The following is a 23,056-nucleotide window of genomic DNA, read 5'->3' on the forward strand; positions in this document are numbered from 1 at the left end:
GCCACCCCGAGTGGGGTGGCCCTTAACAGTGTGAATGTCCGGCGGTGTCCTACTCTCCCACGACCTACCGGTCGCAGTACCATCGGCGCTGAAGGGCTTAACTTCCAGGTTCGGAATGGAGACTGGGTGTTTCCCCTACGCTATGACCACCGAAACTCTATCAAAATATCAACAACCAACCCTGCAAATCACAACCCCGTAGCGTGATGCCTGGGGGTTGGTGCTGGGGGTCCTGTTCATATTCTGGGAACCGTACAGCGGACGCGAACATCGTTACCTGTAGCACAGCAAGTCATGTTGCCTCATCAATGATGAGTGTGTGACAAGCCCTCGGCCTATTAGTACCAGTCAGCTCCACACCTTACGGTGCTTCCACTTCTGGCCTATCAACCCAGTGGTCTACTGGGGGCCTTACCCGGTTAACCCGGTGGGAGACCTCATCTTGAAGCGTGCTTCCCGCTTAGATGCTTTCAGCGGTTATCACTCCCGAACGTAGCCAACCAGCCGTGCTCCTGGCGGAACAACTGGCACACCAGAGGTTCGTCCACCCCGGTCCTCTCGTACTAGGGGCAGCCCTTCTCAAGTCTCCTGCGCGCGCAGCGGATAGGGACCGAACTGTCTCACGACGTTCTAAACCCAGCTCGCGTGCCGCTTTAATGGGCGAACAGCCCAACCCTTGGGACCTACTCCAGCCCCAGGATGCGACGAGCCGACATCGAGGTGCCAAACCATCCCGTCGATATGGACTCTTGGGGAAGATCAGCCTGTTATCCCCGGGGTACCTTTTATCCGTTGAGCGACGGTGCTCCCACATGCCACCGCCGGATCACTAGTTCCGACTTTCGTCCCTGCTCGACATGTCTGTCTCACAGTCAAGCTCCCTTGTGCACTTACACTCGACACCTGATTGCCAACCAGGCTGAGGGAACCTTTGAGCGCCTCCGTTACCTTTTAGGAGGCGACCGCCCCAGTCAAACTACCCACCAGGCACTGTCCCTGATCCAGATAATGGACCTAAGTTAGACAGCCAGAACAACCAGAGTGGTATTTCAACGATGACTCCACCCGAACTGGCGTCCGAGCTTCACAGTCTCCCACCTATCCTACACAAGTTGTACCGACCACCAATACCAAGTTGTAGTAAAGGTCCCGGGGTCTTTCCGTCCTGCTGCGCGTAACGAGCATCTTTACTCGTAATGCAATTTCGCCGAGTCCACGGTTGAGACAGCGCCCAAGTCGTTACGCCATTCGTGCAGGTCGGAACTTACCCGACAAGGAATTTCGCTACCTTAGGATGGTTATAGTTACCACCGCCGTTTACTGGCGCTTAAGTTCAAAGCTTCGCCGGCCTAAACCAGCTAACCTGTCCCCTTAACGTTCCAGCACCGGGCAGGCGTCAGTCCGTATACATCGAATTACTTCTTCGCACGGACCTGTGTTTTTAGTAAACAGTCGCTTGGGCCTGGTCTCTGCGGCCATCAACGCTTCCACCCGAGAAGGATGTAACGCATCCGGCCCCCCTTCTCCCGAAGTTACGGGGGCATTTTGCCGAGTTCCTTAACCATGGTTCACTCGATCGCCTTGGTATTCTCTACCTGATCACCTGTGTCGGTTTGGGGTACGGGCGGCTCTAACACTCACTACGAAGTTTTTCTCGGCAGCATGGGATCATCCACTTCCCCTTAACGGGTCCGCCTCGGCTCTCAGGCTACATGAGACACGGATTTGCCTATGCCTCGCCCTACCACCTTGCCCGCGGATCAGCTTACGCCTACCATCGCCGCGGTTGGACTACCCTCCTGCGTCACTCCTCAGTGCACCTAATACCAAATCGGGTCGAGATCCTCACCACTTGGCCCGAAGGCCGCCTAGCTCAGAGCTCTTAGCATTTCTGGGTTCGGTCTTGTCGTGTTAATGCCGGTACGGGAATATCAACCCGTTGTCCATCGACTACGCCTGTCGGCCTCGCCTTAGGTCCCGACTTACCCAGGGCAGATTAGCTTGACCCTGGAACCCTTGATCATCCGGCGGACGGGTTTCTCACCCGTCATTCGCTACTCATGCCTGCATTCTCACTCGTGCAGCATCCACAACTCCATCACTAGGCTGCTTCACACGCTGCACGACGCTCCCCTACCCATCCACACACCTGGACACAAATCAAGTCTGGGCCGAGTAATAGTGTAAATGCCACAGCTTCGGCGGATTGCTTGAGCCCCGCTACATTGTCGGCGCGGAATCACTTGACCAGTGAGCTATTACGCACTCTTTCAAGGGTGGCTGCTTCTAAGCCAACCTCCTGGTTGTCTGGGCAACTCCACATCCTTTTCCACTTAGCAATCGCTTAGGGGCCTTAGCTGGTGATCTGGGCTGTTTCCCTCTCGACTACGGAGCTTATCCCCCGCAGTCTCACTGCCGCGCTCTCACTTACCGGCATTCGGAGTTTGGCTGATTTCGGTAAGCCGGTAAGCCCCCTAGACCATCCAGTGCTCTACCTCCGGTAAGAAACACGCGACGCTGCACCTATATGCATTTCGGGGAGAACCAGCTATCACGGAGTTTGATTGGCCTTTCACCCCTATCCACAGGTCATCCCCCAGGTTTTCAACCCTGGTGGGTTCGGTCCTCCACGCGGTCTTACCCGCGCTTCAACCTGCCCATGGATAGATCACTCCGCTTCGGGTCTAGAGCATGCGACTAAAGCGCCCTATTCAGACTCGCTTTCGCTACGGCTACCCCACACGGGTTAACCTCGCCACACACCACTAACTCGCAGGCTCATTCTTCAAAAGGCACGCCGTCACACATTCCAAAGAACATGCTCCGACGGATTGTAGGCAATCGGTTTCAGGTACTATTTCACTCCCCTCCCGGGGTACTTTTCATCTTTCCCTCACGGTACTAGTCCGCTATCGGTCACCAAGAAGTATTTAGGCTTAGCGGGTGGTCCCGCCAGATTCACACGGGATTTCAAGAGTCCCGTGCTACTTGGGAAAACACTCGGAAGTCACTGTCTTACGCCTACAGGGCTATAACCCACTACGGCTCAACATTCCAGAAGATTCGACTTCAACAGTGATTTATAACTCCCCGGTCCAATGGCGTTAAGACCTGAATGCTCCCACAACCCCACATGCGCAACACACGCCAGTTATCACACGCACATGGTTTAGCCTCATCCGCTTTCGCTCGCCACTACTCACGGAATCACTATTGTTTTCTCTTCCTGCGGGTACTGAGATGTTTCACTTCCCCGCGTTCCCTCCAGAACCCTATGTGTTCAGGCACTGGTAACTGGCTTTAGAATGCCAGCTGGGTTTCCCCATTCGGACACCCCCGGATCACAGCTCGGTTGCCAACTCCCCGGGGCTTATCGCAGGCTCCAACGTCCTTCATCGGCTCTTGGTGCCAAGACATCCACCGATTGCCCTTAGTAGCTTGTCAAAAAACAACAAAAAATACATTCGCTACAAAGATGCTCGCGTCCACTATACAGTTCTCAAAATACGACCAGGCACACCAGCCCCTTATCATCACCTACTGGTCTCAGACATTCAGCCCAGGGAAACAACACACCCAGTCCAGAACACCCACACCAACGGTTTGATGAGAGCCGGCCCCAGCCACCAGACACACACGATCCGCAAAGATCAGTGTGAAAGTGACCCAGAAGAAAAGATCCCAACCACCAGAGAATCACTCCCCTGACAGTCAGGCCCGATTCCTCAGGACCCAACAGCGCGCCTCGGCCCGTCCCTCTCCACAACCCCGTGTTCCACGCACTCTCCGAGGAGAGATGCAGTACTAACTTCGTTGCTCAAGTTCTGGGCCTAATGGTCAATGTTCCACATTCCGAAGCACCGTCGCCTTGAGACATTCGCTCAAGAAACGACGTTTTGACGACCGCCCCGAGGGGTCGATCGCCGAATGCTCCTTAGAAAGGAGGTGATCCAGCCGCACCTTCCGGTACGGCTACCTTGTTACGACTTCGTCCTAATCGCCAGCCCCACCTTCGACGGCTCCCTCCACAAGGGTTAGGCCACCGGCTTCGGGTGTTGCCGACTTTCATGACGTGACGGGCGGTGTGTACAAGGCCCGGGAACGTATTCACCGCAGCGTTGCTGATCTGCGATTACTAGCGACTCCGACTTCATGGGGTCGAGTTGCAGACCCCAATCCGAACTGAGACCGGCTTTTTGGGATTCGCTCCACCTTGCGGTATCGCAGCCCTTTGTACCGGCCATTGTAGCATGCGTGAAGCCCTGGACATAAGGGGCATGATGACTTGACGTCATCCCCACCTTCCTCCGAGTTGACCCCGGCAGTCTCCTATGAGTCCCCACCATAACGTGCTGGCAACATAGGACGAGGGTTGCGCTCGTTGCGGGACTTAACCCAACATCTCACGACACGAGCTGACGACAGCCATGCACCACCTGTATAGGACCCTTACGGACCCCCCATCTCTGGAGGATTTCCCTATATGTCAAACCCAGGTAAGGTTCTTCGCGTTGCATCGAATTAATCCGCATGCTCCGCCGCTTGTGCGGGCCCCCGTCAATTCCTTTGAGTTTTAGCCTTGCGGCCGTACTCCCCAGGCGGGGCGCTTAATGCGTTAGCTGCGGCACGGAGGACGTGGAATGTCCCCCACACCTAGCGCCCAACGTTTACGGCGTGGACTACCAGGGTATCTAATCCTGTTCGCTACCCACGCTTTCGCTCCTCAGCGTCAGGTAAGGCCCAGAGAGCCGCCTTCGCCACCGGTGTTCTTCCTGATATCTGCGCATTCCACCGCTACACCAGGAGTTCCGCTCTCCCCTGCCTACCTCTAGTCTGCCCGTATCGGAAGCAGGCTCGGAGTTAAGCTCCGAGTTTTCACTCCCGACGTGACGAACCGCCTACGAGCCCTTTACGCCCAATAATTCCGGACAACGCTCGGACCCTACGTATTACCGCGGCTGCTGGCACGTAGTTGGCCGGTCCTTCTTCTGCAGGTACCGTCACTTTCGCTTCGTCCCTGCTGAAAGAGGTTTACAACCCGAAGGCCGTCATCCCTCACGCGGCGTTGCTGCGTCAGACTTTCGTCCATTGCGCAATATTCCCCACTGCTGCCTCCCGTAGGAGTCTGGGCCGTGTCTCAGTCCCAGTGTGGCCGGTCGCCCTCTCAGGCCGGCTACCCGTCGACGCCTTGGTAGGCCATTACCCCACCAACAAGCTGATAGGCCGCGAGCCCATCCCCAACCGCCAGAACTTTCAACCCTCCGCCATGAAGCAGAAGATGATATCCGGTATTAGACCCCGTTTCCGAGGCTTATCCCGAAGTTGAGGGTAGGTTGCTCACGTGTTACTCACCCGTTCGCCGCTCGTGTACCCCCGAAGGGGCCTTACCGCTCGACTTGCATGTGTTAAGCACGCCGCCAGCGTTCGTCCTGAGCCAGGATCAAACTCTCCGTTGAAAAATATAGACAAACCGCAAACCCGAAGGCTCCCGGACAGTCAACAACTTCGAACTGACCCTTTGAACATCAGAGACAATCAAACTGACTGAATCCATGAATTACATTCAAAGGAATCCGAACACAGACAAAACAAAACCCCCACCCGCATCCGAATAGACCGGGTGAAAGAATCGCCGATGCCCATGCACGGGGTTAATGCTAAATTTCGGCATTGACTTTCGGCACGCTGTTGAGTTCTCAAGAATCGGACGCACACCGCAGCCGAACCTTTCGATTCAAGCTCCCGGGGCAACCCGCCAAACATTACTGTTTCGAACCCAGCCGGTCAAATCGGCCACTTTCGTCCCAGTCACCCGTGTTTCAGCGGCCGAACCGTATCCGAAGACACGCTTCAGCAACACTTACTTAGAGGATGGTCAGGAGGTCCGGCCGCTTCCGCGTCCTGCACTCGCTCCCAACAAGAAGAACATTACTGTCATTCACCGCGACCATGCAAATCGGGGTCCTGCGCTCCGCCAAGAGGCCCGCGACGAACTCCCCTTCTCCGGGGATGCGAGCTCCGGTGCCGCCCGAGACAGGCCCCGTCCGGCCGGCCCGCGTTTGGTGGGTGCACCCACCACGGTGGAGGTTGCCACACGGGCTGGGGATTTGCCCGGTTCGCGGGGATTTGCTGCCGCTCCGTGGCAGTACAGCCCCGCAAAGGGTCCAGCGGCGGCCGACTCGGCCACCGAGGCGGCCGGTTGAACCCTTCGGGCGGGCCGAATCTGGTGATTCTCGCGCCAGCAGTGGTGGCGCGAGACACCTTGTGGTGACTGGAGACACCTTGTGGTGGCTGGAGACCTGTTGCCCGGGGTCTCCGGCCACGGTTTTCGGTCTCAAGCCGCTAGTGGTGGCGCGAGACAGCAAGTAGCGGGGAACTCTGCCTGTCGATTCCGGCCGGTTGGTTTCCCCAGTACCGCCAGCCCGCCGAGCGCCCGGCCCGCCGGCCAACCAACCGGCCATGAGGTGCACCCAGCAACCAGGGATGAGCGGGGTGGCGCTCGCTGCGCCCGCGGACACCAAGTGGAGGGTTAGGACACCTGCTCAGATGTCCACGGTGCCTGGTCCGTGTCCCCGGTACGGCCGCCGCCGCGACCCCGTGGCCGAATCGCTTGTCGATAGATTGTTTGCGGGGATCTACTGCCGCTGGGTGACAGCACCACCCCGCAAACCGGTATCCGAGGCAGTGATGAACCACAACGACGGGACGCCGACAACCTCCTCGCCACCGGCCGCAACCACAACCCGTCAGCCGTAGGCGACGTACACGAGGTCGCCGACCGCACCATCCACCTCAGCCCAAGACCACCCCGACCACCCATCCTCTGTCAGCTGGCCGAGGCAGTGATGAACCACAAGCAGGCCCCACCGGCCGCATCCAGTCGACGTGCAGCCCCACCCCGCGGCGCCCATTCCGGCTCCGCGGCGTACGCGTCGTGCCAGCCATCATCCGGATCAGCTTCGCCGCGCTCTCCCGCTACCGCCTGACAGGACATCAGGCACTGGACGCATCCGCGATCGGTTAGGGTGCGGGCGTGGTCCGTAACCGGTTGTTGCTGATCGGCGTCGTGGTGGTGGCGGTTGTTGCCGGCGGCCTCATCGTGATGGACCGGTTACCCGAAGCATCCCAGTCGCCTGCGGCCGGACCAACCGTCACGGTTCCGCCTCTGCATTCCGGGCTCGACTACCAACTTGGTGGGCCCTACGCACCCGCCGCGGGCGTCAAGGTTGTGGTGCGGGATCGGTCCGCGCCGATAGCGGCCGGGCTGTACAACGTCTGTTACGTGAACGCCTTCCAGACGCAGCCCGGTGAAGAGGGCAGCTGGGAGCAGGACCTGCTCCTTCGGGACGGCGCCGGCAAGCTGGTGATCGACGAGGACTGGGACGAGCCGCTGCTCGATCTACGGACTCCCGACAAGCGGAGCCGGATTGCCGCCAAGCTCAACACCTGGATCGACGGATGCGCGACGAGCGGTTACCGAGCCATCGAGGCGGACAACTACGACAGCTACACCCGCTCGAAGGACCTGCTGACCCCGGATCAGGCGAAGGCTCTCCTCACTCTGCTGGCTCAGCACGCGCACAGTCGCAACCTGGCGATCGGTCAGAAGAACACCGTCGAGTTGGCCGGCGACCGGAAGGCTGTCGGGCTCGACTTCGCCGTGGCCGAAGAGTGCGGCCAGTACGACGAGTGCGCGGCCTACGCGACCGCCTACGACAACAACGTCCTGGTGATCGAGTACACCGACGACGGTCTCCGCAAAGCCTGTACGGCGTTCGGCGACCGACTGAGCATCGTCCGCCGCGACCGTGATGTCACCAGCCCGGGCGACCCGGCGTACGTCCGCAAGACCTGCTGAGAAGACGATCCCGGCCGGAGCGCTCCCGGCCGGGACCACCATTCAGGACTGGTGCTTCACACTGCCGCCCCAGTCGTTCTGCAGCCAGCCCTCGGACGGTGTCCACCACCAGTGGTACAGCGTGTTCGACGCCGACTGCGCGAAGATCTGCTGCTGGTCGCCGTACTGGAACGCGACCGGATCGGAGTACGCCTGCCCACCCCGGTCGTCGAAGGTGATCTTGTTGGTCGCCTGCTTCCAGAACCACTTGTAGAGCGTGTTGTTGGGGCCCCGGGCAACGACCTGCTGCTCGTCCCCGAACGTGAACGCCGCCGGCGCACCGACGAACCGGCCGGGCGCGCCCGTCCACTTGTCGCGCCCCAACCCGCTCCCCGCATCCCACCACCAGTGCTGCAACTGCCCGTCCGCGGCCTGCGCGAACACGTGCTGCTGGCCCTGCCAGGTCATCGTCGTCGGCTCGGAGTACGCCTCGCCACCCCAGTCGGCGAAGTGCGGCTCGGCCTCATCCGCAACCCACCACCAGTGATAGAGGTGGTTGTCGGCGCCCCGGGCAACGACATGCAACTGGTCGCGGTAGGTGTATGTCGACGGCCGCCCCACGATCGGACCCGGCGCGCCCGCCCACTTGTCCAGCCGCAACTGCTGATCCACCGGGTCCCACCACCAGTGCGACACCGCACCGTCGGTCGACCGCGCGAAGATGTGCTGCTGCCCGCCCCACACCGTCGCGACCGGATCGGAAGCCGCGTCCCCACCCCAGTTCGCGTACGACGGCTGGGTCTGTCCGCCCGGCAACCACCAGTGCAGGAGCTTGCCGTCGGTACTGCGTGCGATCGCGTGCTGCTGGTCGTTCCAGACGTACCCGGACGGCCGGCCCGCGATCGGGCCGCCGCCCCAGTCGCTCGTCCTGGTGCCGACACCGGCGGACCAGTTCCAGCGCATCAACGACCCGCCGGCCGTCGGTGCGAACACGACCTCGTCGTTCCCGTACCGGTACGCCGCTGAGCCGGGCACCTCGTCGACGGCGCGCACCGAACCGGCGCCGTACACCTCGACATCGTCGAAGAACACTGACGACCGCGATCCGGAGCGCGTCTTGACGTAGGTGAAGCGCACCCAGCGGGCCCGGACAGGCTCGAAGTCGGCCTGGTACCAGGGCTTGTACATTCCGCTGACCGGGCCGGTCTGCGCGCGCTGCGTGAAGTTCGCCCCGTCGTTGCTGGTCGACACCTTGACGGCGTCCGGCTGGTACCCCGGGTAGTCCTCGTAGGCGTGCACGCCGGCCCGCCCGATGGTCTGCTGGTTGCCGAGGTCAACGGTCACGTCGTACGAGTGGGGTGCACCGTCGTCCGGTACGTCGTACCCGAAACCGCGCCGGTCGCCCCAGTTGTGCGACAGTACGCCGTCGGTCGCCTCCTTTCCGGCGTCCTCGTGTCCCGCCGAGGTGCCGGCCGTCTTGCTGTACCCCTTGCCACCGGCAAGGTTCTGCTGGAACAGGCCCTGCCCGGCCACCTCGACCGATGCGAGTCCGACCGAAGCGCCGGCCGGTACGACGACGCGCACGTAGCGGGCCTTGCCGTTGATCCCCGCGAAGTACGCGAGGTCGGCCGTTGTCACCGCATGCGCCTCCGACCAGTAGGAGCCGTCGTACGACAACTGCACCTTGTACGTCGAGGGGGCGGTCGTCCACGCGAGGTTCACCCCGCTGAGCAGGGTCTGCCGGCCGAGGTCGACCTGCAACCACTGCTCGGTGCTACCGGCGGTCGGCGACCACGCCGTCGTACTGTCGCCGTCGACCGCCTTCGCCGCATCCGCCGACTGGCTCGAGCCGGTCGCGGTCCTGGCGGCAGCCAGATCCTTGGCCACCACCGGCAGCCCGGCTGCGGCATCCAGCATCATCGCCCGGATCCGCTGCATGTAGGCCGTGTCGAGGGTGTACTTGTCGCTCGCGGTCACCAGGCTGCGCGACAGCTCCTTGGCCAGGGCCGGCTTGGTCTTGCCGAGGATGTTCAGCACCTCCCAGTCCTCGATGCCGTCCCGCAACGACTCGTACCGCGTCGTGGCCTCGATCGTGTTCCGGGCGACGTCGGGCTGGGTGATCCAGCCGTCGCCCTTGGGCTCCTGGTCGTCGAGCTTGTACATCCAGTTGTTGTAGGCCCAGTGCAGGTACCCGGTGGCGTTGCGGCCGTAGGCCAGCCACATCGTCAGCCGCTGGTTCCACTCGCCCTGGTCGATGAACCTGTTCAGGTGTCCACCCACTGGGATGTTGCACTGGTAGAACCACAGTTCCTTGCCCTTGGCCCGTTCCGCGTCGAAGGGCCCCGGGTTGCCGGTATAGGTGTGCAGATTCGGGATCACGATGTCGTCGACCTTGGCGACCCCGAAGGCACCGGCGTTCACGATCGCGTCGCCGATCTGGATCCCCGGCCACAGCTCGCGGTAGCGGTTCGCCACGGCGGTGTACTGCGGAACGTCCTGGGCCTCGTCCGCGATGTGCTGGAACCACCGGCTCGTCCAGCCCTTCTCGGCGACGTGGTCACGCAGCGCCGGCAGGTACTGGTTCATCCAGTTCTTGCCGGTCGCCGAGTCCCAGTCGACGAACACCTGGAAGGCACCCGGCGTACTGGACAACGTCCCCGGACGGAACTTCGGCGAACCACCGAACGGGTCGAAGCCCTCCAGCCGCTTGACGGCGCCCTTGGCCTCGAAACGCTCGACCACCTTGTCGAGCAGGGTCCAGTTGAAGATGTATTTCCCGGTCGCGGTGTCGAGCCTGCTGCCCGCGTCCCGCAGCAACGGCAGGATCGGCAGCTGCAGGGAGTTCCCGCGGTACCGCTTGGTGATCTCGGCCTGGTTGTCGACCAGTTGCCACCACTTGTCGGAGTACCGCTCGATCCCGTAGAACTCCTTGATCGGATCCGGGAGCTTCGGGTCCGCGTGGAGCACCGGCAACGTGCTCTGCCACATGACGTTGGTGAACCCACCGTCCTTGGCGGGCGGGACGGTGACCGCTCGCGCGTTCACAGTCAGCGGTACGACGATGTCGCCGGCGCTCGTCCGCAGCGTCACCCGGCCGCGGTAGACGCCACCGGCGGCCTCGGCGGGCACGTAGGCCCGGACCCACACCGACTGGGTGGTGTTGGCCGGGACCGAGATCGACGGATCGTTGATCAGCCGGTCCGGGAACAGACCCGGCGCGTTCCGGATCGTCTGGGTGATCGCTTGCACGCCGTCGAACGTCGAGTTGTGGTTCAGGCTCTGATAGCCCACGTAGTTGGACGACAGGTTCGCCGCCGCGACCACGCCGGACGGCCCGGTGAGATCGGTGAAGTCGACCGCGTTGACGGTGAACGCCGACGACGAGCGCAGCACCACCTGCCCGGCTTCGTAGTCGTTGCGCGCCAGGTCGATCCGCAGGTCGTCAGCGGCCTCCGGCGACGGTCCGCTGTCCTTGAAGACCGACGTGTACGCCGACTCCACCCAATAGCCGGGGGGAGCCGCGGCGACCGCCTCCGGTGGCGGTCCCGCGATCAGTCCCAGTCCGGCTATCAGGCCAACTGCCAGTGCCCCACGTATCCACCGCACGATGTCCTCCGCATAGTCAGTCAGGCGATGCAGTGAGGATCGAATCAGGCACGACGGACAGCAACCCGTGAAACCGGCACCGAATCTCCGCTAGACCATTCGGCCTCGGTGCCGCTCGTCCGGACCGGGCAGACAGAACTCCTCGTCTTCGGATCCTGGTGCTCGCCACAGTGTCAGTCGCCGATGGAATCTGCCAGGCTGGCGGCAACCGCCCCCAGGGAGTTCACTCATGCGAAAAACGCTGCTGCTTGCCCTGACCCTTCTACTGTCCTTCGTCCTCGCCGTACCGTCGAACGCCCAGGTCCTGGCGACCAAGAAAGGCGTCAGCACGAACAACGTCTCCGGCGCCTCGCAGGCCTTGAGCGCTGTCGGCGCGAGCTGGTTCTACTCCTGGGCCACGAACCCCCAGGGTGTCGCGAAGCCGGCCGGGGTCGAATTCGTCCCGATGATCTGGGGCCGCGGCTCGGTCAACTCCGGCGCCCTCAACGATGCGAAGGCCAACGGCGGCACCCTGCTCGGCTTCAACGAGCCGGACATGGGCGGCCAGGCGAACATGTCGGTCGACGAGGCCCTCAACCTGTGGCCGCAACTCCAGGCAACCGGCATGCGGCTCGGTGCGCCCGCGGTCGCGTACGGCGGTGATACGCCGGGCGGCTGGTTGGACCGCTTCATGGCCGGCGCGGCCCAGCGCGGGTACCGCGTCGACTTCATCCCGATCCACTGGTACGGATCGGACTTCTCCTCGGCCGCCACCGGCCACCTGGAGAACTACGTGAACGCGGTCCGCGCTCGCTACAACAAGCCGGTCTGGGTGACCGAGTACGCGCTGGTCGACTGGTCCACCGGCAGTGCCCGCTTCCCGAGCGAGTCCCAGCAGGTCGACTTCATCAAGCGGTCCACCACCATGCTCGCCGGCAAGAGCTTCGTCGAGCGCTTCGCCTGGTTCACCCTCAACACCCAGGTCTTCCCCACCGGCCTCTGCAACGGCGCCACCCCGAACGCCTCCGGCAACGCCTACCGCTCCGCCGCCGGCTGACAGTCCGGTACGGCGAGAGCCCGCGCGGCTGAGGTGGTTGGCCTGCCGCGCGGGCTCTGCTGGTTGAGACGTGCTAGTCAGACCACTACTGCTTACGGGACCCAGTGGTTGTGGGTGGCGGTGATCATGACCTGGAGCTGGATGCTGGCCGCGTAGTAGCTGCTGGTGTCGACCGGGGTGGCCAGCATCTTGTTCCACAGGGCGTCGAGCCAGGCCTGGCTGCCGGAGTCCGTCATCGCCGGGATCGTGAACGGCGCGAAGAAGGCGGCGTCGCTGTCGGACTGGATCGCGGTTCCGTTCAGCTTGTAGCCGGTACCGATGTTGTTGGCGTTGCCGCCGGTCTTGGTCTTGATCCAGGTGTTGAGCTTGCGGGCCGAAGCGAGCGAGGCAGCGTCGCCGCTGGTGACGGCGTCGGCTCCGATCCGCCACGGGTCGCGGCAGGCGTTCCACCAGAACTGACCGTCGTTCGGGTCTTCGAGAACCTCACCGGCGGCCGGCTTCGGGGTGGAGTTGGTGTTGACGACGAAGTCGGGCAGGAGACCGGTGCTAGCCGCGTAGTTCTTCTGCAGGTTGGTGGTGACGGTCTGGTGCTTGGCGCGGATGGTGTCCCAGACCGCATTGCCGGTCGCCGTCTTGAAGGCGCGGAAGTGGTCGACCATCCAGTCCGACGTGCGCGACATGTTGTAGGTGGGGTCATCGGAGGTGGCCCAGTCGCCGAAGGTCAGCAGATTGGTGTTCGGGTTGATCTCGCTCGCCTTGATCGCGTTGATGTGCTTGATCGCGAGGTTCTTGTAGTTGTAAGTGCCCGTGCTCCCCCACTGCTTGTCGGCCAGCAGGAGCCCGTAGGCAACATCCATGTCGCCGTCGGTCGCACTGTCCGAACCGTTGACACTCTGGCAGGACGTGTTCTGTTCGGCGGCCAGCAGGTCGGAGTTGTTCACCGAGGGGTGCGCCAGCATGTACTTGACCAGTCCGTCGAAGATCGTCTTCGCGGCCGGGTCGGCGCCGGCCATGGTGGCCGTGATGACCATTCCGTACCCCTGAGCCTCAGCGACGTACGGGTGATCGGCATCCGGCGAGATGATCTGGTACCAGCCGTTGCCACAGTTCTGCTTGACGAACGCCGACTTCCACTTCTGGTAGTAGTCCACGACCTTCTGGTCGAGCGTCGCTTGGCTCCCCGACGGCTTCAGGATGCCGGCCGCGTACGGGAACTGGTGACTGCCGAACGGCACAGCCACTCCGCCGCCACCACCGGCTTGCGTGGTCGCCGTGACGGAGTTGCTCACCGCGGACAGGTTGCCTGCGGCATCCCGCGCCTTGACCGTGTACGTGTAGCTGGTCGACGCCGTACGGCCAGTGTCGGTGTAGGTGGTCCCGGTACCAGTCGTGGTGACCTCGGTGCCGTTGCGATAGACGACGTACCCGGTCACGCCGATGTTGTCAGTGGATGCGTTCCATGCCAGCGAAACGCTGCTCGACGTAGTCCCCGTCGCCGCGAGCCCCGTCGGCGTACTCGGCGGGGTGGTGTCGCTCGGGTCGCCGCCCGTCGTGCCGTAGACCTCGAGGTCGAACAGCGAATACCCGTACGCCGTCCCGCGCCCGGTGCCGTAGACGCGGATGTACCGGCCGCTGCCGGTCAGCGTCAGGTCGTCGACCGCGCCGTTGCCGCTGGTGGTCGAGAAGACATCGGTCCAGCCCGTCGAACCGTCGGCCGAGGTCTGGATCTTGTACGACTTCCCGTACGCCGCTTCCCAGTTCAGCTTGACCCGCGAAATGCTCGCGGTCGTGCCGAGGTCGACTCTGATCCATTCGGGATCATGACCCTCGACGCTGGCCCACCGAGTGCCAGAGTTGCCGTCCAGGGCCTTGGCGGCATCGAAGCCGGAGCCTTCGACGGAGGAAGCTGTGGCGGGCTTCCCTTGGGAGAGCAACGGATCGGCGGCCTGGGCGGCCAGCGCAGGTGGAACAAACAGGGCAGAGGCAACGACCGCCGTAGCGGTCAGCCCTCGAAGTAGATACGACATCAGCGGTGTCCTCCGGGCGGTGGGGAAAGAACCGTTCGACCTCAACCATTAGGAAACTTTCCTAACAGTTGACCGAAAGGTAAATCCCCACCCCGAGGAGCGCAAGAGCTCACCACGGTTCCCGCGCCGAGCGGCCGAAAATCAAGCGTTGGCTTGGCCGGGGCGCGGTCCGATCAGGCGAAGACGCTGATCAGGTGAAGAGGCCGGCTCAGGTGAAGATGCTGACGCCGCCGGGTCCGACCAGTAGGCCGACCACGATCAGGATGATTCCCCACATCAGGGCGCCGCGCACGATCGAGACGATCCCGGAGATCACGAGGATTGCCGCGAGCAACCACAGTACGAACAGCATTTGGTGTCCCTTCCCTTACACCGGCAGACGTTCCGCCGGGCCCCCGAAGTACCGATCCAGTACCCCACCGCATGCACGCCACCCAAAGCTTGTCGCCACCGCGAGCGGGTACTTGGTGCGGGACCGTCGACGCATGAAGGGCCACCGCCATGACCCGCTCGAATGCCAGCTACCGCCGCGAAGAGGAAGACTCCGGTGAACGGCTGGACCGGCACTGGAACGAACTGCTGCAGGAACTACGGCTCGCGCAGACCGGAACCCAGATCCTGTTCGCGTTCCTGCTCGGCATCGGTTTCCAGAGCCAGTTCCAGGCCGCCGACCAGTTCACCCACCACGTGTACGCCGCCACCCTGATCGCCTCCGCTCTAGCGGTCGCGCTCTTCCTCGCCCCCATCTCGTTCCATCGCATCGTCCACCGCCAAGGCCTCCGCGACCGGCTCGTCACCGTCACCGACCGGCTGACCCAGATCGGCCTCGCATTCCTGGTCGTCGCCATGGCGGGCGGGGTGCTGCTCGCACTCGACGTCGTCCTGTCCCGCCCGGTCGCGCTCGGGCTCGTGACGGGCATCCTGGTCTGGTTCGCGATCTTCTGGCTGGTGGTTCCACTGGTCGTCCGCGCCAGATCAGCGGAGAGCTAGCCGCCGAGCCACGGCGTACAAGAACGCACTGAGCGGCCCGGTCTTCCCCCAGGGGAGGCCGGACCGCTCAGTTTTCCGCGTCCAACACCTATCCGTTCCGGGGGTCGCCCCGAATGGTCGGCAGCTGCTGTTGTGACCCGGGTCACAGTATATGCGACCCATTCGCATCTGGGGACAGCCCCGAAGATTCACCGATCGCGAGCTCGCCGCCCGGCTGGCCGGCCTGAAGACCATCTGATCCCCGTCTGATCCCCGCCTGATCCCCGCCTGATCCCCATCTGACCCTCTCGATCGAAGGACGCTCCACGTCTTCACCCCACGAAGCCCCGGAGATCTCCAAGGATCCGGTCGCCGACAACACCGACGTGTACGCGTTCGTGAGCCCGGACGAACCGGACACGGTCACGCTGATCGCCAACTTCATCCCGTTCCAGAACCCGTACGGTGGCCCGAACTTCTACGAGTTCGGCGACGACGTGCTCTACCAGATCCACATCTCCAACGGCGGCGCCGGCAAGGCCGACATCAGCTACCAGTTCCGCTTCCACGCCGAGATCCGGAACAAGAAGACCTTCCTCTACAACACCGGCCCGATCGCGTCGATCAAGGACCTGAACTGGAACCGCCCGCAGTACTACTCGGTCACCCGGGTCGAGAACGGCCGGTCCCGCACACTGGCCCGCAACCTGCCGGCTCCCCCGGTCAACGTCGGTGTCCGCAGTACGCCGAACTACGCCAAGCTCGCGGGCGAAGCGATCCACACCTTCGGTACGAACCGCAAGGTGTTCGCCGGACAGCGCGCGGACGGGTTCTTCGCCGACCTCGGCTCGATCTTCGACCTCGGCACCCTGCGCCCGTTCCAGATGGCGCACCTGATCCCGTCGGCCGCGGCGATGGGCATCAACGGCCTGCAGGGCTCGAACGTGCACACCATCGCGCTGCAGGTGCCGATCAGCGACCTCACGCGCGACGGCAAGACCCCGACCGACGTGATGGATCCCAAGTCCGTCATCGGCGTCTACGCCTCGGCGAGCCGGCAGTCATCCAAGATCTTCGACGACATCCTGGGCATCCCCGTCTGGCACGGACCGCACCGGCAGGTGTCGCGGCTCGGCAACCCGCTGTTCAACGAGGTCATCGTGCCGATGGCCGAGAAGGACAAATGGAACAGCCGGCCGCCGCACGAGGACAAGCGGTTCGCCGAATACGTCACCAAGCCCGAGCTCGCCGGACTACTGCCAGTTCACTATCCAGGCGTGTTCCCGAAGCTGGCGGCGTACAGGAAGCCCCGCGCCGACCTGGCAGCAATCCTGCTGACCGGCATCCCGAAGGGCGTCGTACCGGGCTTCCAGAACTACACCGGCCCGGTCCAGGCCGACATGCTGCGGCTGAACGTCGCCGTACCGCCGGCCAAGACACCGAACCCACTCGGCCTGGTGGCGGGTGACGCGGCCGGATTCCCCAACGGCCGCCGGGTTTTCGACGACGTCGTGACCGTCGAGCTGCGCGCGGTGGCCGGCCTCACAATCCCGCTGGTCGACCCGTCGTTCACCCAGGGCGGCGCGGCGAGCGCGATCAAGGACGGTACGTCGAACACCAACTCCGACTACCTGAAGGTGTTCCCGTACCTCGGAACGCCGGCGGGCGGATACCAGTCCAAGCCGGGGATGCCGGCCGCCTCATGAACCGTCCACTGACGAACGCCGAGGAGAACCCGCACGCGGGCAAGGGCTCGTCGGTCCTCCTCGACATCGGTGACGGTGTCGGCGCGATCGTGCTGACCGTACCCGCGGCGCTCGAGGACGCCGAGATCGAACGACGGCCGATGGGTGACGATCGAGCTCCTGATCACGACCACGGCGCTATTGATGGTCACGGTCACGGCCATGGTCACGGGGAGCACAGCCATCGGCTTCCGCATGTGGCGGTCGTGCCACGGTCGGCGCCCGATGGCGAGACGATCCACTCGGCCGTGTTCTTCGACGCACCAGAGGGAAGCTGGCCGCCAAGCTCATTTTCTTGAGGCTCCAGCTCGATTTTGCATACTCGAACAGATGTTCTAATCTAGTCGCATGGTCCCGATCCCAGCCTGCGTACCCGACGAGCACCCGCCCACCGGGTACGTCGTCACGCAGGCCAGCGCGCCCGGGACCCACGACCGTCGACCGGCCGCGAGCCCACTCACCAGCGCCAACTGGTCCATCGATCCCGCCTGGCTCGCCGAGCCACCCTGGCCCACGGTCTTCCCGCCATCGACCGAGCCCGACCTGCCCGACGACCTCATCGAGATCCCGGACGAGTTCGAGATCACCGAAGAGGATCTGTACGACGACCTGCCGCCGATGTCCAAGGTCGACGCGCTGGAGTGGGAGCTGTGGTCCGGCCACGACCAGGACGAGGCCGAGCGCGAGATGCTGCGCCGCGAAGCACCAGCCTGGGTGTTCCTGCCTCCGGGCGGCGAGCTGGCAGCGGCGCTCGAGAACGTACGCCCGCAAAGCCTGTCCCCCATGGCCCTGATCGAGTTCATCAAAGCCACCGAGCGATTGGCCGCCTGGACCGCGGCGATGAAGGCCACCGCCATGGCCTCGTTCTACCGCCAACGCAAAGCCGAAGCCGCCGACCTGCCCCGTCCCACCGTGCTCGACTCCTCCGGCCGCCCCGTCGACCCCGAACGTTCCTGGGCCGCAGAAATCGGCGCCGCCCTCCACCTCTCGACCAACACCACCGTCCGGCACCTGGAAACCGCCCTGCGCCTCACCGGCCCACTCGCCGCGACACTCGCCGCCGTACGCACCGGATCACTGCCCTGGGCGAAAGCTCTGGCGATCTCCGAGGCCACCCGCGACCTGTCCGACCGAGACGCACAAGCCGTGGAAGCCCACGTGCTACGCCGGGCGCCCTCTCAGACCCACACCAACCTCCGTAAATCCCTACGCACCCAGGTCGCCAAGTACTCCGCCGCGACCGAAGCCGACCGCCACCGCGCAGCAGTCCAGGAACGCACCTGCAAGATCGTGCCCCTGCCCGACGGCATGGCCGGCCTCTGGATCGTCCACACCGCCGACAAGATCCAGCAGGTCTGGGTAGCCGTCCAAGGCATGGCCGACCTCGCCAAGCGAGACACCCCCGCCACGCCACACACCAACACCGACATCGACACCAACGAACGCGCCGATGCCGCGAAAGGCTCGGGCTCGACGCAGGGTGCCAACACCGACGGCTCGGCATCGCCCAAGCAGTCGCCAACCGATGCGGATCAACCAGAGAAGCGCACGGCAGACCAGCGCCGCGCGGACGTCGTAGTCGACCTCTTCAGCCACATCCTGACCAACACCGACGCAGACCACACATCGAGGTCGTCATCCCAGCCAGCACCCTGCTCGGACTGGACGACGACCCCTGCGAACTCACCGGCTACGGCCCCATCCCCGCAGAGGTCGGCCGTCGGATCTCAGCCGACGGTACGTGGCGCCGGCTCCTCACCGACCCCATGAACGGAACCGTTCTCGAAGCCTCCACCGCCAGACACGACCCCGGCGTACTGATCAGCGAAACCCTGCTCGCCCGCCACCCCGTCTGCGCCTGGCCAGGCTGCAACCGGTCGTCCCGCGAATGCGACCGCGACCACGGCACCCCCTTCGCGGTCAGCGGCCAAACCAGCCTCGCCGGACTCGCACCCCTCTGCGAATACCACCACGTCATCAAGGACACGCCCGAATGGGGCTGGACCACCACCAACCACCCCGACGGATCCCTCACCCTCACCACCCCCACGGGACACCGCTACACCACCGTCCCACCCGCCCGCGGCCCCATCATCCGATCCGGATCACTACCACCCACCAGCGCCGACCCGCCGCCCTACTAGCTCGTACAACGGCCGAGCTCGTACGACGGCTGAGGTTGCACGCCGACCAGGCTTGTACGGCGGCTGAGCTTGTACGACGGCATCGCGCGGCCGGTGCAGTTCGGCAGCAGGCGATGCGCCGAAGGATCAGCTCAGTTCCTCGGCGGCACATCGTGTGGATTCATCCGGTTGCCGGGGGCACTATCGCGACGGTTGAGACGACCGGGAGGGTGGGCTCGGGTGAACCACCCGTCGGTTCGACGCTGAGGCTGAATGCTGCGGCGTCCGCGATCCCGCCGGTGATGATCTTGAGCTGATCCGCAGCCGCCGTACCGACTGGGCGTGCCTTGCCGCTGGCGTCGAGCATCCACAGTTCGTAGGTGCTGCCGGTTGGCAGCGCCCGGAGCTCACGCAGGATCACGACGGCTGCGTCCCGGTGCGCGGATGCCACGATGGTGGCTCGGCCGCCGCCTGTGACGGAGCTACTCAGTGTGCGAGCGTCGGGCTCGGACAGCACCGCGGAGACCTGGTCATTCGTTGCATCAGCGCTGACCCGAGCGCGCTGGCTGCTCACCACCACCGCACCGCTGGCAGCGATCGCGACAACGGCTGCGGCCAGCGCGAGTAGCGAGCGTAGGCGCCCGCGGGCGGTTCGGGCATGGTCGCCGTTCCGCAGCTGACGCGTCTGCGCGGTCAGCGTCAGGACCGCCGGCTTGAGGCGGCGCGGCGGCTTGGTGGTGAAGCCGGCGGCCAGCCGGGCGGCCGCGTCGCGAAGCTCGCCGACCTCGGTGGTGCAGTACGGGCACGACTGGAGATGCAGTTCGAACTCGATCCGTTCCTTGTCCGGCAACGCGTTGAGCACGTAGGGCCCCGCCAAGGCATGAGCATCGAGTACGGGCATGAAGTTCTTCACCTCCTAGGCACCGGTACTTCGAGACCCGCGGTCTGCCGGATGGGTCGGCGCGAGTACCGTGGCACTCGCAGCGCGGCCCATGCGGCCGCCTGCGCTATACCTACCCCGAGGTGGCCGCGGTGCTCGGGGTGAACCTGCGCGCCGTCAAAGCTCGGATCCGCGATGGCCTTCGCCGCCTTCGCGACTGCCTGCGCCCGAGCGAGCTCGCCTGAACTCAGGGCTCAGCGCTCAGGACTCAATACCTTTGTTGACCGCGGTTGCTCGTTCGAGCAGTGCCGGGTCGGCGAGGGTGGCGGGATGGGCCTCCATGTAGGTGACCGCGGAGAAGGCCTGCGAGACGGCGGGATCGACGAGGGTCGCACGGATGATCTGGCCCATGGCGGCGCGGCGGCGTTCGATCTCCTCGGAGACCTTGGTACCGGCGATGGCATCGCGACGGGCCTCGTCGCCACCCGCCGAGATGCTCCAGGCTGCGTCGGTGATGACTTGTTGCAGGGCGAAGAATCCGGTCGCCTGCGTGCTGAGATCGGGGTCGGTGGTCAGGTACTCCGACAGGCAGGACGCGTGCAACGCGGCTGAGCTGATGCCCTGGCCGTAGATCGGATTGAAGGAAGCGACAGCATCACCGACCGCGATCAGGCCGGCGGGGAAGTGGGTCAGGCTGGTGAAGTCGCGGCGCCGACTGTCGGCCTGGTGGTAGGTCTGGATCTCGCGAGTGAGTTCGCCGGTCGTTGCCTGCCGGAAGACCGGCGCGAGTTCACTGCAGGTGGCCCGGAAAGCGTCGAGCGAACGCGCAGCAGGATGCTCGTCGTACGACATCAGCATCACCAGCCACTGGTCGTCCTCGATCACGCTGGTGTGCGAGACGGTGAGGTCGGCCGGCATCGTCTGCGCCGAGAACAGCGCGAGGACGCACGAGTGCTCGATGCTTCGCGCGCTCGAGGTCCGTGCGAAATGGGCGGTCGCGTAGTGGATGCCGGTCGGCATCCGTTCGAGTGGCGGGCGCTGATAGCCGTCCTGTTCGAGCCAGGTCGACAGCTTGGAGGCGCGGCCCGTCGCATCGACGACGAAGTCGGCCGCCACCGAAGCGCCGCCGACCTGCACTCCCGAGACGCGGCCGTCCTCGGTGTAGGTCAGTCCGGTCGCCAGGCCGGCACGCGTTGACACGTTGGGCAGCGCGAGCACCCGGCTGCGGATCCGGGTTTCGAGGAAGGGACGGGTGCCCAGCAGCATCTGGGCGTCACCTGACTGGATCCGGCGCCGGCCGTCCATGAGGACGAGCTGATGATCGGGGCCGGCAAGAAATCCGCCCAGCGCCTCGGCCTCCTTGACCACACCGGGCAGCCACCGTTCGAGCTGCTTGAGACCGGCGGGCAGCAGCACGTGCCCGTGCCGATCCTGCGGTACGCCGGTCCGCGGCGTACCGGCGAAGTCGAGCTGATCACGTTCGATGATCACGACCTCGCGCGCGTGGTCGGCCAGAACCCGGGCCGCCAGCAGACCGGCGATGCTGCCGCCGAAGACACAGGCAGTGTCGAACAACGGCGGCGTACGGGCCGGCAACTCGGTCCGGATCAACCGGTTGAAGGTCTCGACGGACGGATCGATCACCAGAAACCCCCTGTAGCTGTCTCCCGCGATTCTTCCGCGCAACCGTCAGCTCTGTCGTGCCCTTTCGACCCGGTGGACGGGCAATCGGTCGTCCTCGACCCGGAGGCCGCTCAGGAGTCCCGAGAAACCCGCCCGGTCCTTGCGGAACACAACGAAGACGAACGCGGCGAACGGCAGCAGCTGAGCCAGTCCTTGGAACGCCGGCACATAGTGGGACAAGCCGTACAGGACGTAGTAACCGAAGGTGCCGCTCAGCAGCGCCACCACCATCCGCCCACGCATCGGACCACCATCCGGCCGGACTCGGCGCAGCCGCACCGCAAGCTGACCGATCGTGGCATGCCTCGGCCCAAGCGCCGGGAGCGCGAGCAGCAACACCACAGGCAAGAACGTCGTCAGCGTGAGATTGAGCAGCCGGCCGCCGGCGCTGTCGCCCGGCCAGCTTCCGGAGAAGGCGCTGATGATCAGGTTGGTGAGAATCGCGAGGGTTCCACCGAAAGCGGTCACCGACACGAAGTCGACCAGCATGCCCAGCAGGCGGCGCCCGACGGTCACCGGGCGCGGCGTCTCGGACGTCACGCCCTTCCGCCGATGGTCGAGCAGCCCCAGCAACGGCGCGAAGAGCAGACCGATCGCCGTACCGGTGGTGTTCGTCAGCAGGTCGTCGACGTCGAACAACCGGTACGGGCACTCGAACAGGAACCAGTTGCCGGTCAGCTGAGTCAGCTCGATCAGCAACGACACCCCGAGGCCGATCGCCACGATCGTCATCGGACCGCGCCGCGTGTAGTGCCGCAGGTACGCACCCAGCGGGATGAACAGGAACACGTTGAAGACGAGCTGCTGGATCGCGCGGTTGGCCAGTAGGCCGCCCGGTCCGCTGTTCTGCGAGATGTCGTCCAGGAACTGCATCGGGTTCAGCTGTGGATGACTGAGCGCCGTATGCGCCGAGCACCAGGCCGCGTCGATCGTTGGGATCGGGAACAAGACATAGGCGACGAGAGCCAGTCCGTACAACAGCGAGCCGAACGCGAGCAGGGTCGACCAGAAGCCGAGTTCACCCCGCCGCCGATAGCTGCGATAGACGAACGGCGTCAGCAGAAAGAACGCCAGCGCTCCCCCGAGCAGGATCGCCAGCAACGCCGGCAGCACAGTGGACATCACCCGATCCTGACGATCCGGCCGCCGC

13 protein-coding genes and 3 rRNA genes are annotated in these 23,056 nt (G+C 64.2%); 7 read left to right on the top strand and 9 right to left on the bottom strand.

Annotated features, from left to right (window positions below):
• Positions 1 to 36 precede the first annotated feature (36 nt).
• The 3 genes from rrf to OG474_RS00015 all read right to left on the bottom strand — a co-directional run bounded on the left by rrf (position 37) and on the right by OG474_RS00015 (position 5,456).
• A 5S ribosomal RNA gene (rrf, locus tag OG474_RS00005) occupies positions 37 to 154 on the bottom strand.
• A 164-nt stretch (positions 155 to 318) separates the two neighbouring features.
• Positions 319 to 3,444: ribosomal RNA gene (locus tag OG474_RS00010) — 23S ribosomal RNA — on the bottom strand.
• 494 nt (positions 3,445 to 3,938) lie between these two features.
• Positions 3,939 to 5,456 (bottom strand): 16S ribosomal RNA (locus OG474_RS00015).
• The 16S, 23S and 5S rRNA genes sit together here, the layout of an rRNA operon.
• A gap of 1,577 nt (positions 5,457 to 7,033) precedes the next feature.
• Between OG474_RS00015 and OG474_RS00020 the strand changes: the two genes are divergently transcribed.
• Positions 7,034 to 7,858: an endo alpha-1,4 polygalactosaminidase gene (locus tag OG474_RS00020; RefSeq protein ID WP_405060049.1), complete on the top strand. Its 825-nt coding sequence runs from the start codon at positions 7,034 to 7,036 to the stop codon at positions 7,856 to 7,858.
• Positions 7,859 to 7,900: 42 nt separating this feature from the next.
• On the opposite strand, the gene OG474_RS00025 is transcribed toward OG474_RS00020, so the two are convergent.
• Positions 7,901 to 11,443: a glycoside hydrolase domain-containing protein gene (locus OG474_RS00025; protein ID WP_405060050.1), complete on the bottom strand. Its 3,543-nt coding sequence runs from the start codon at positions 11,441 to 11,443 to the stop codon at positions 7,901 to 7,903.
• Between the two features lie 229 nt (positions 11,444 to 11,672).
• Here OG474_RS00025 and OG474_RS00030 point away from each other — a divergent pair, with 229 nt between their 5' ends.
• Complete coding sequence (locus OG474_RS00030) at positions 11,673 to 12,479, top strand: glycoside hydrolase family protein (RefSeq protein WP_405060051.1); 807 nt, start codon at positions 11,673 to 11,675, stop codon at positions 12,477 to 12,479.
• Between the two features lie 92 nt (positions 12,480 to 12,571).
• On the opposite strand, the gene OG474_RS00035 is transcribed toward OG474_RS00030, so the two are convergent.
• Together OG474_RS00035 and OG474_RS00040 are read right to left on the bottom strand one after the other, a co-directional pair.
• Positions 12,572 to 14,506, bottom strand: a complete 1,935-nt coding sequence (locus OG474_RS00035; RefSeq protein ID WP_405060052.1) for a glycosyl hydrolase family 8 — start codon at positions 14,504 to 14,506, stop codon at positions 12,572 to 12,574.
• A gap of 208 nt (positions 14,507 to 14,714) precedes the next feature.
• Positions 14,715 to 14,858 (bottom strand): GPGG-motif small membrane protein, encoded by a 144-nt coding sequence (locus OG474_RS00040; protein WP_405060053.1) that lies wholly within the window; start codon positions 14,856 to 14,858, stop codon positions 14,715 to 14,717.
• 149 nt (positions 14,859 to 15,007) lie between these two features.
• Here OG474_RS00040 and OG474_RS00045 point away from each other — a divergent pair, with 149 nt between their 5' ends.
• From OG474_RS00045 to OG474_RS00065, 5 genes are all read left to right on the top strand, one after another.
• Positions 15,008 to 15,496, top strand: coding sequence for a DUF6328 family protein (locus OG474_RS00045; protein ID WP_405060054.1), 489 nt, complete (start codon positions 15,008 to 15,010; stop codon positions 15,494 to 15,496).
• A gap of 290 nt (positions 15,497 to 15,786) precedes the next feature.
• Positions 15,787 to 17,181: a DUF4331 domain-containing protein gene (locus OG474_RS00050; protein ID WP_405064525.1), complete on the top strand. Its 1,395-nt coding sequence runs from the start codon at positions 15,787 to 15,789 to the stop codon at positions 17,179 to 17,181.
• A complete protein-coding gene (locus OG474_RS00055) occupies positions 17,178 to 17,519 on the top strand; it encodes a hypothetical protein (RefSeq protein WP_405060055.1) in 342 nt (113 codons plus the stop codon). The genes OG474_RS00050 and OG474_RS00055 overlap by 4 nt, the downstream gene beginning before the upstream one ends.
• A 49-nt stretch (positions 17,520 to 17,568) precedes the next feature.
• Positions 17,569 to 18,990, top strand: a complete 1,422-nt coding sequence (locus tag OG474_RS00060; protein WP_405060056.1) for a DUF222 domain-containing protein — start codon at positions 17,569 to 17,571, stop codon at positions 18,988 to 18,990.
• Positions 18,987 to 19,364, top strand: coding sequence for an HNH endonuclease signature motif containing protein (locus OG474_RS00065; protein WP_405060057.1), 378 nt, complete (start codon positions 18,987 to 18,989; stop codon positions 19,362 to 19,364). Before OG474_RS00060 ends, OG474_RS00065 begins: the two co-directional genes overlap by 4 nt.
• Before the next feature lie 160 nt (positions 19,365 to 19,524).
• Here the strand turns inward: OG474_RS00065 and OG474_RS00070 are convergent, their stop codons facing one another.
• The 3 genes from OG474_RS00070 to OG474_RS00080 all read right to left on the bottom strand — a co-directional run bounded on the left by OG474_RS00070 (position 19,525) and on the right by OG474_RS00080 (position 23,028).
• A complete protein-coding gene (locus OG474_RS00070) occupies positions 19,525 to 20,244 on the bottom strand; it encodes an anti-sigma factor domain-containing protein (RefSeq protein ID WP_405060058.1) in 720 nt (239 codons plus the stop codon).
• A 240-nt stretch (positions 20,245 to 20,484) separates the two neighbouring features.
• A complete protein-coding gene (locus OG474_RS00075; RefSeq protein WP_405060059.1) occupies positions 20,485 to 21,867 on the bottom strand; it encodes an FAD-dependent oxidoreductase in 1,383 nt (460 codons plus the stop codon).
• Between the two features lie 45 nt (positions 21,868 to 21,912).
• On the bottom strand, positions 21,913 to 23,028 hold the full coding sequence (locus OG474_RS00080; protein WP_405060060.1) for a VanZ family protein: 1,116 nt from the start codon (positions 23,026 to 23,028) through the stop codon (positions 21,913 to 21,915).
• Positions 23,029 to 23,056 lie beyond the last annotated feature (28 nt).

The sequence above is a fragment of the Kribbella sp. NBC_01505 genome (genome assembly GCF_045040285.1).
In the GTDB taxonomy this organism is placed as follows: domain Bacteria; phylum Actinomycetota; class Actinomycetes; order Propionibacteriales; family Kribbellaceae; genus Kribbella.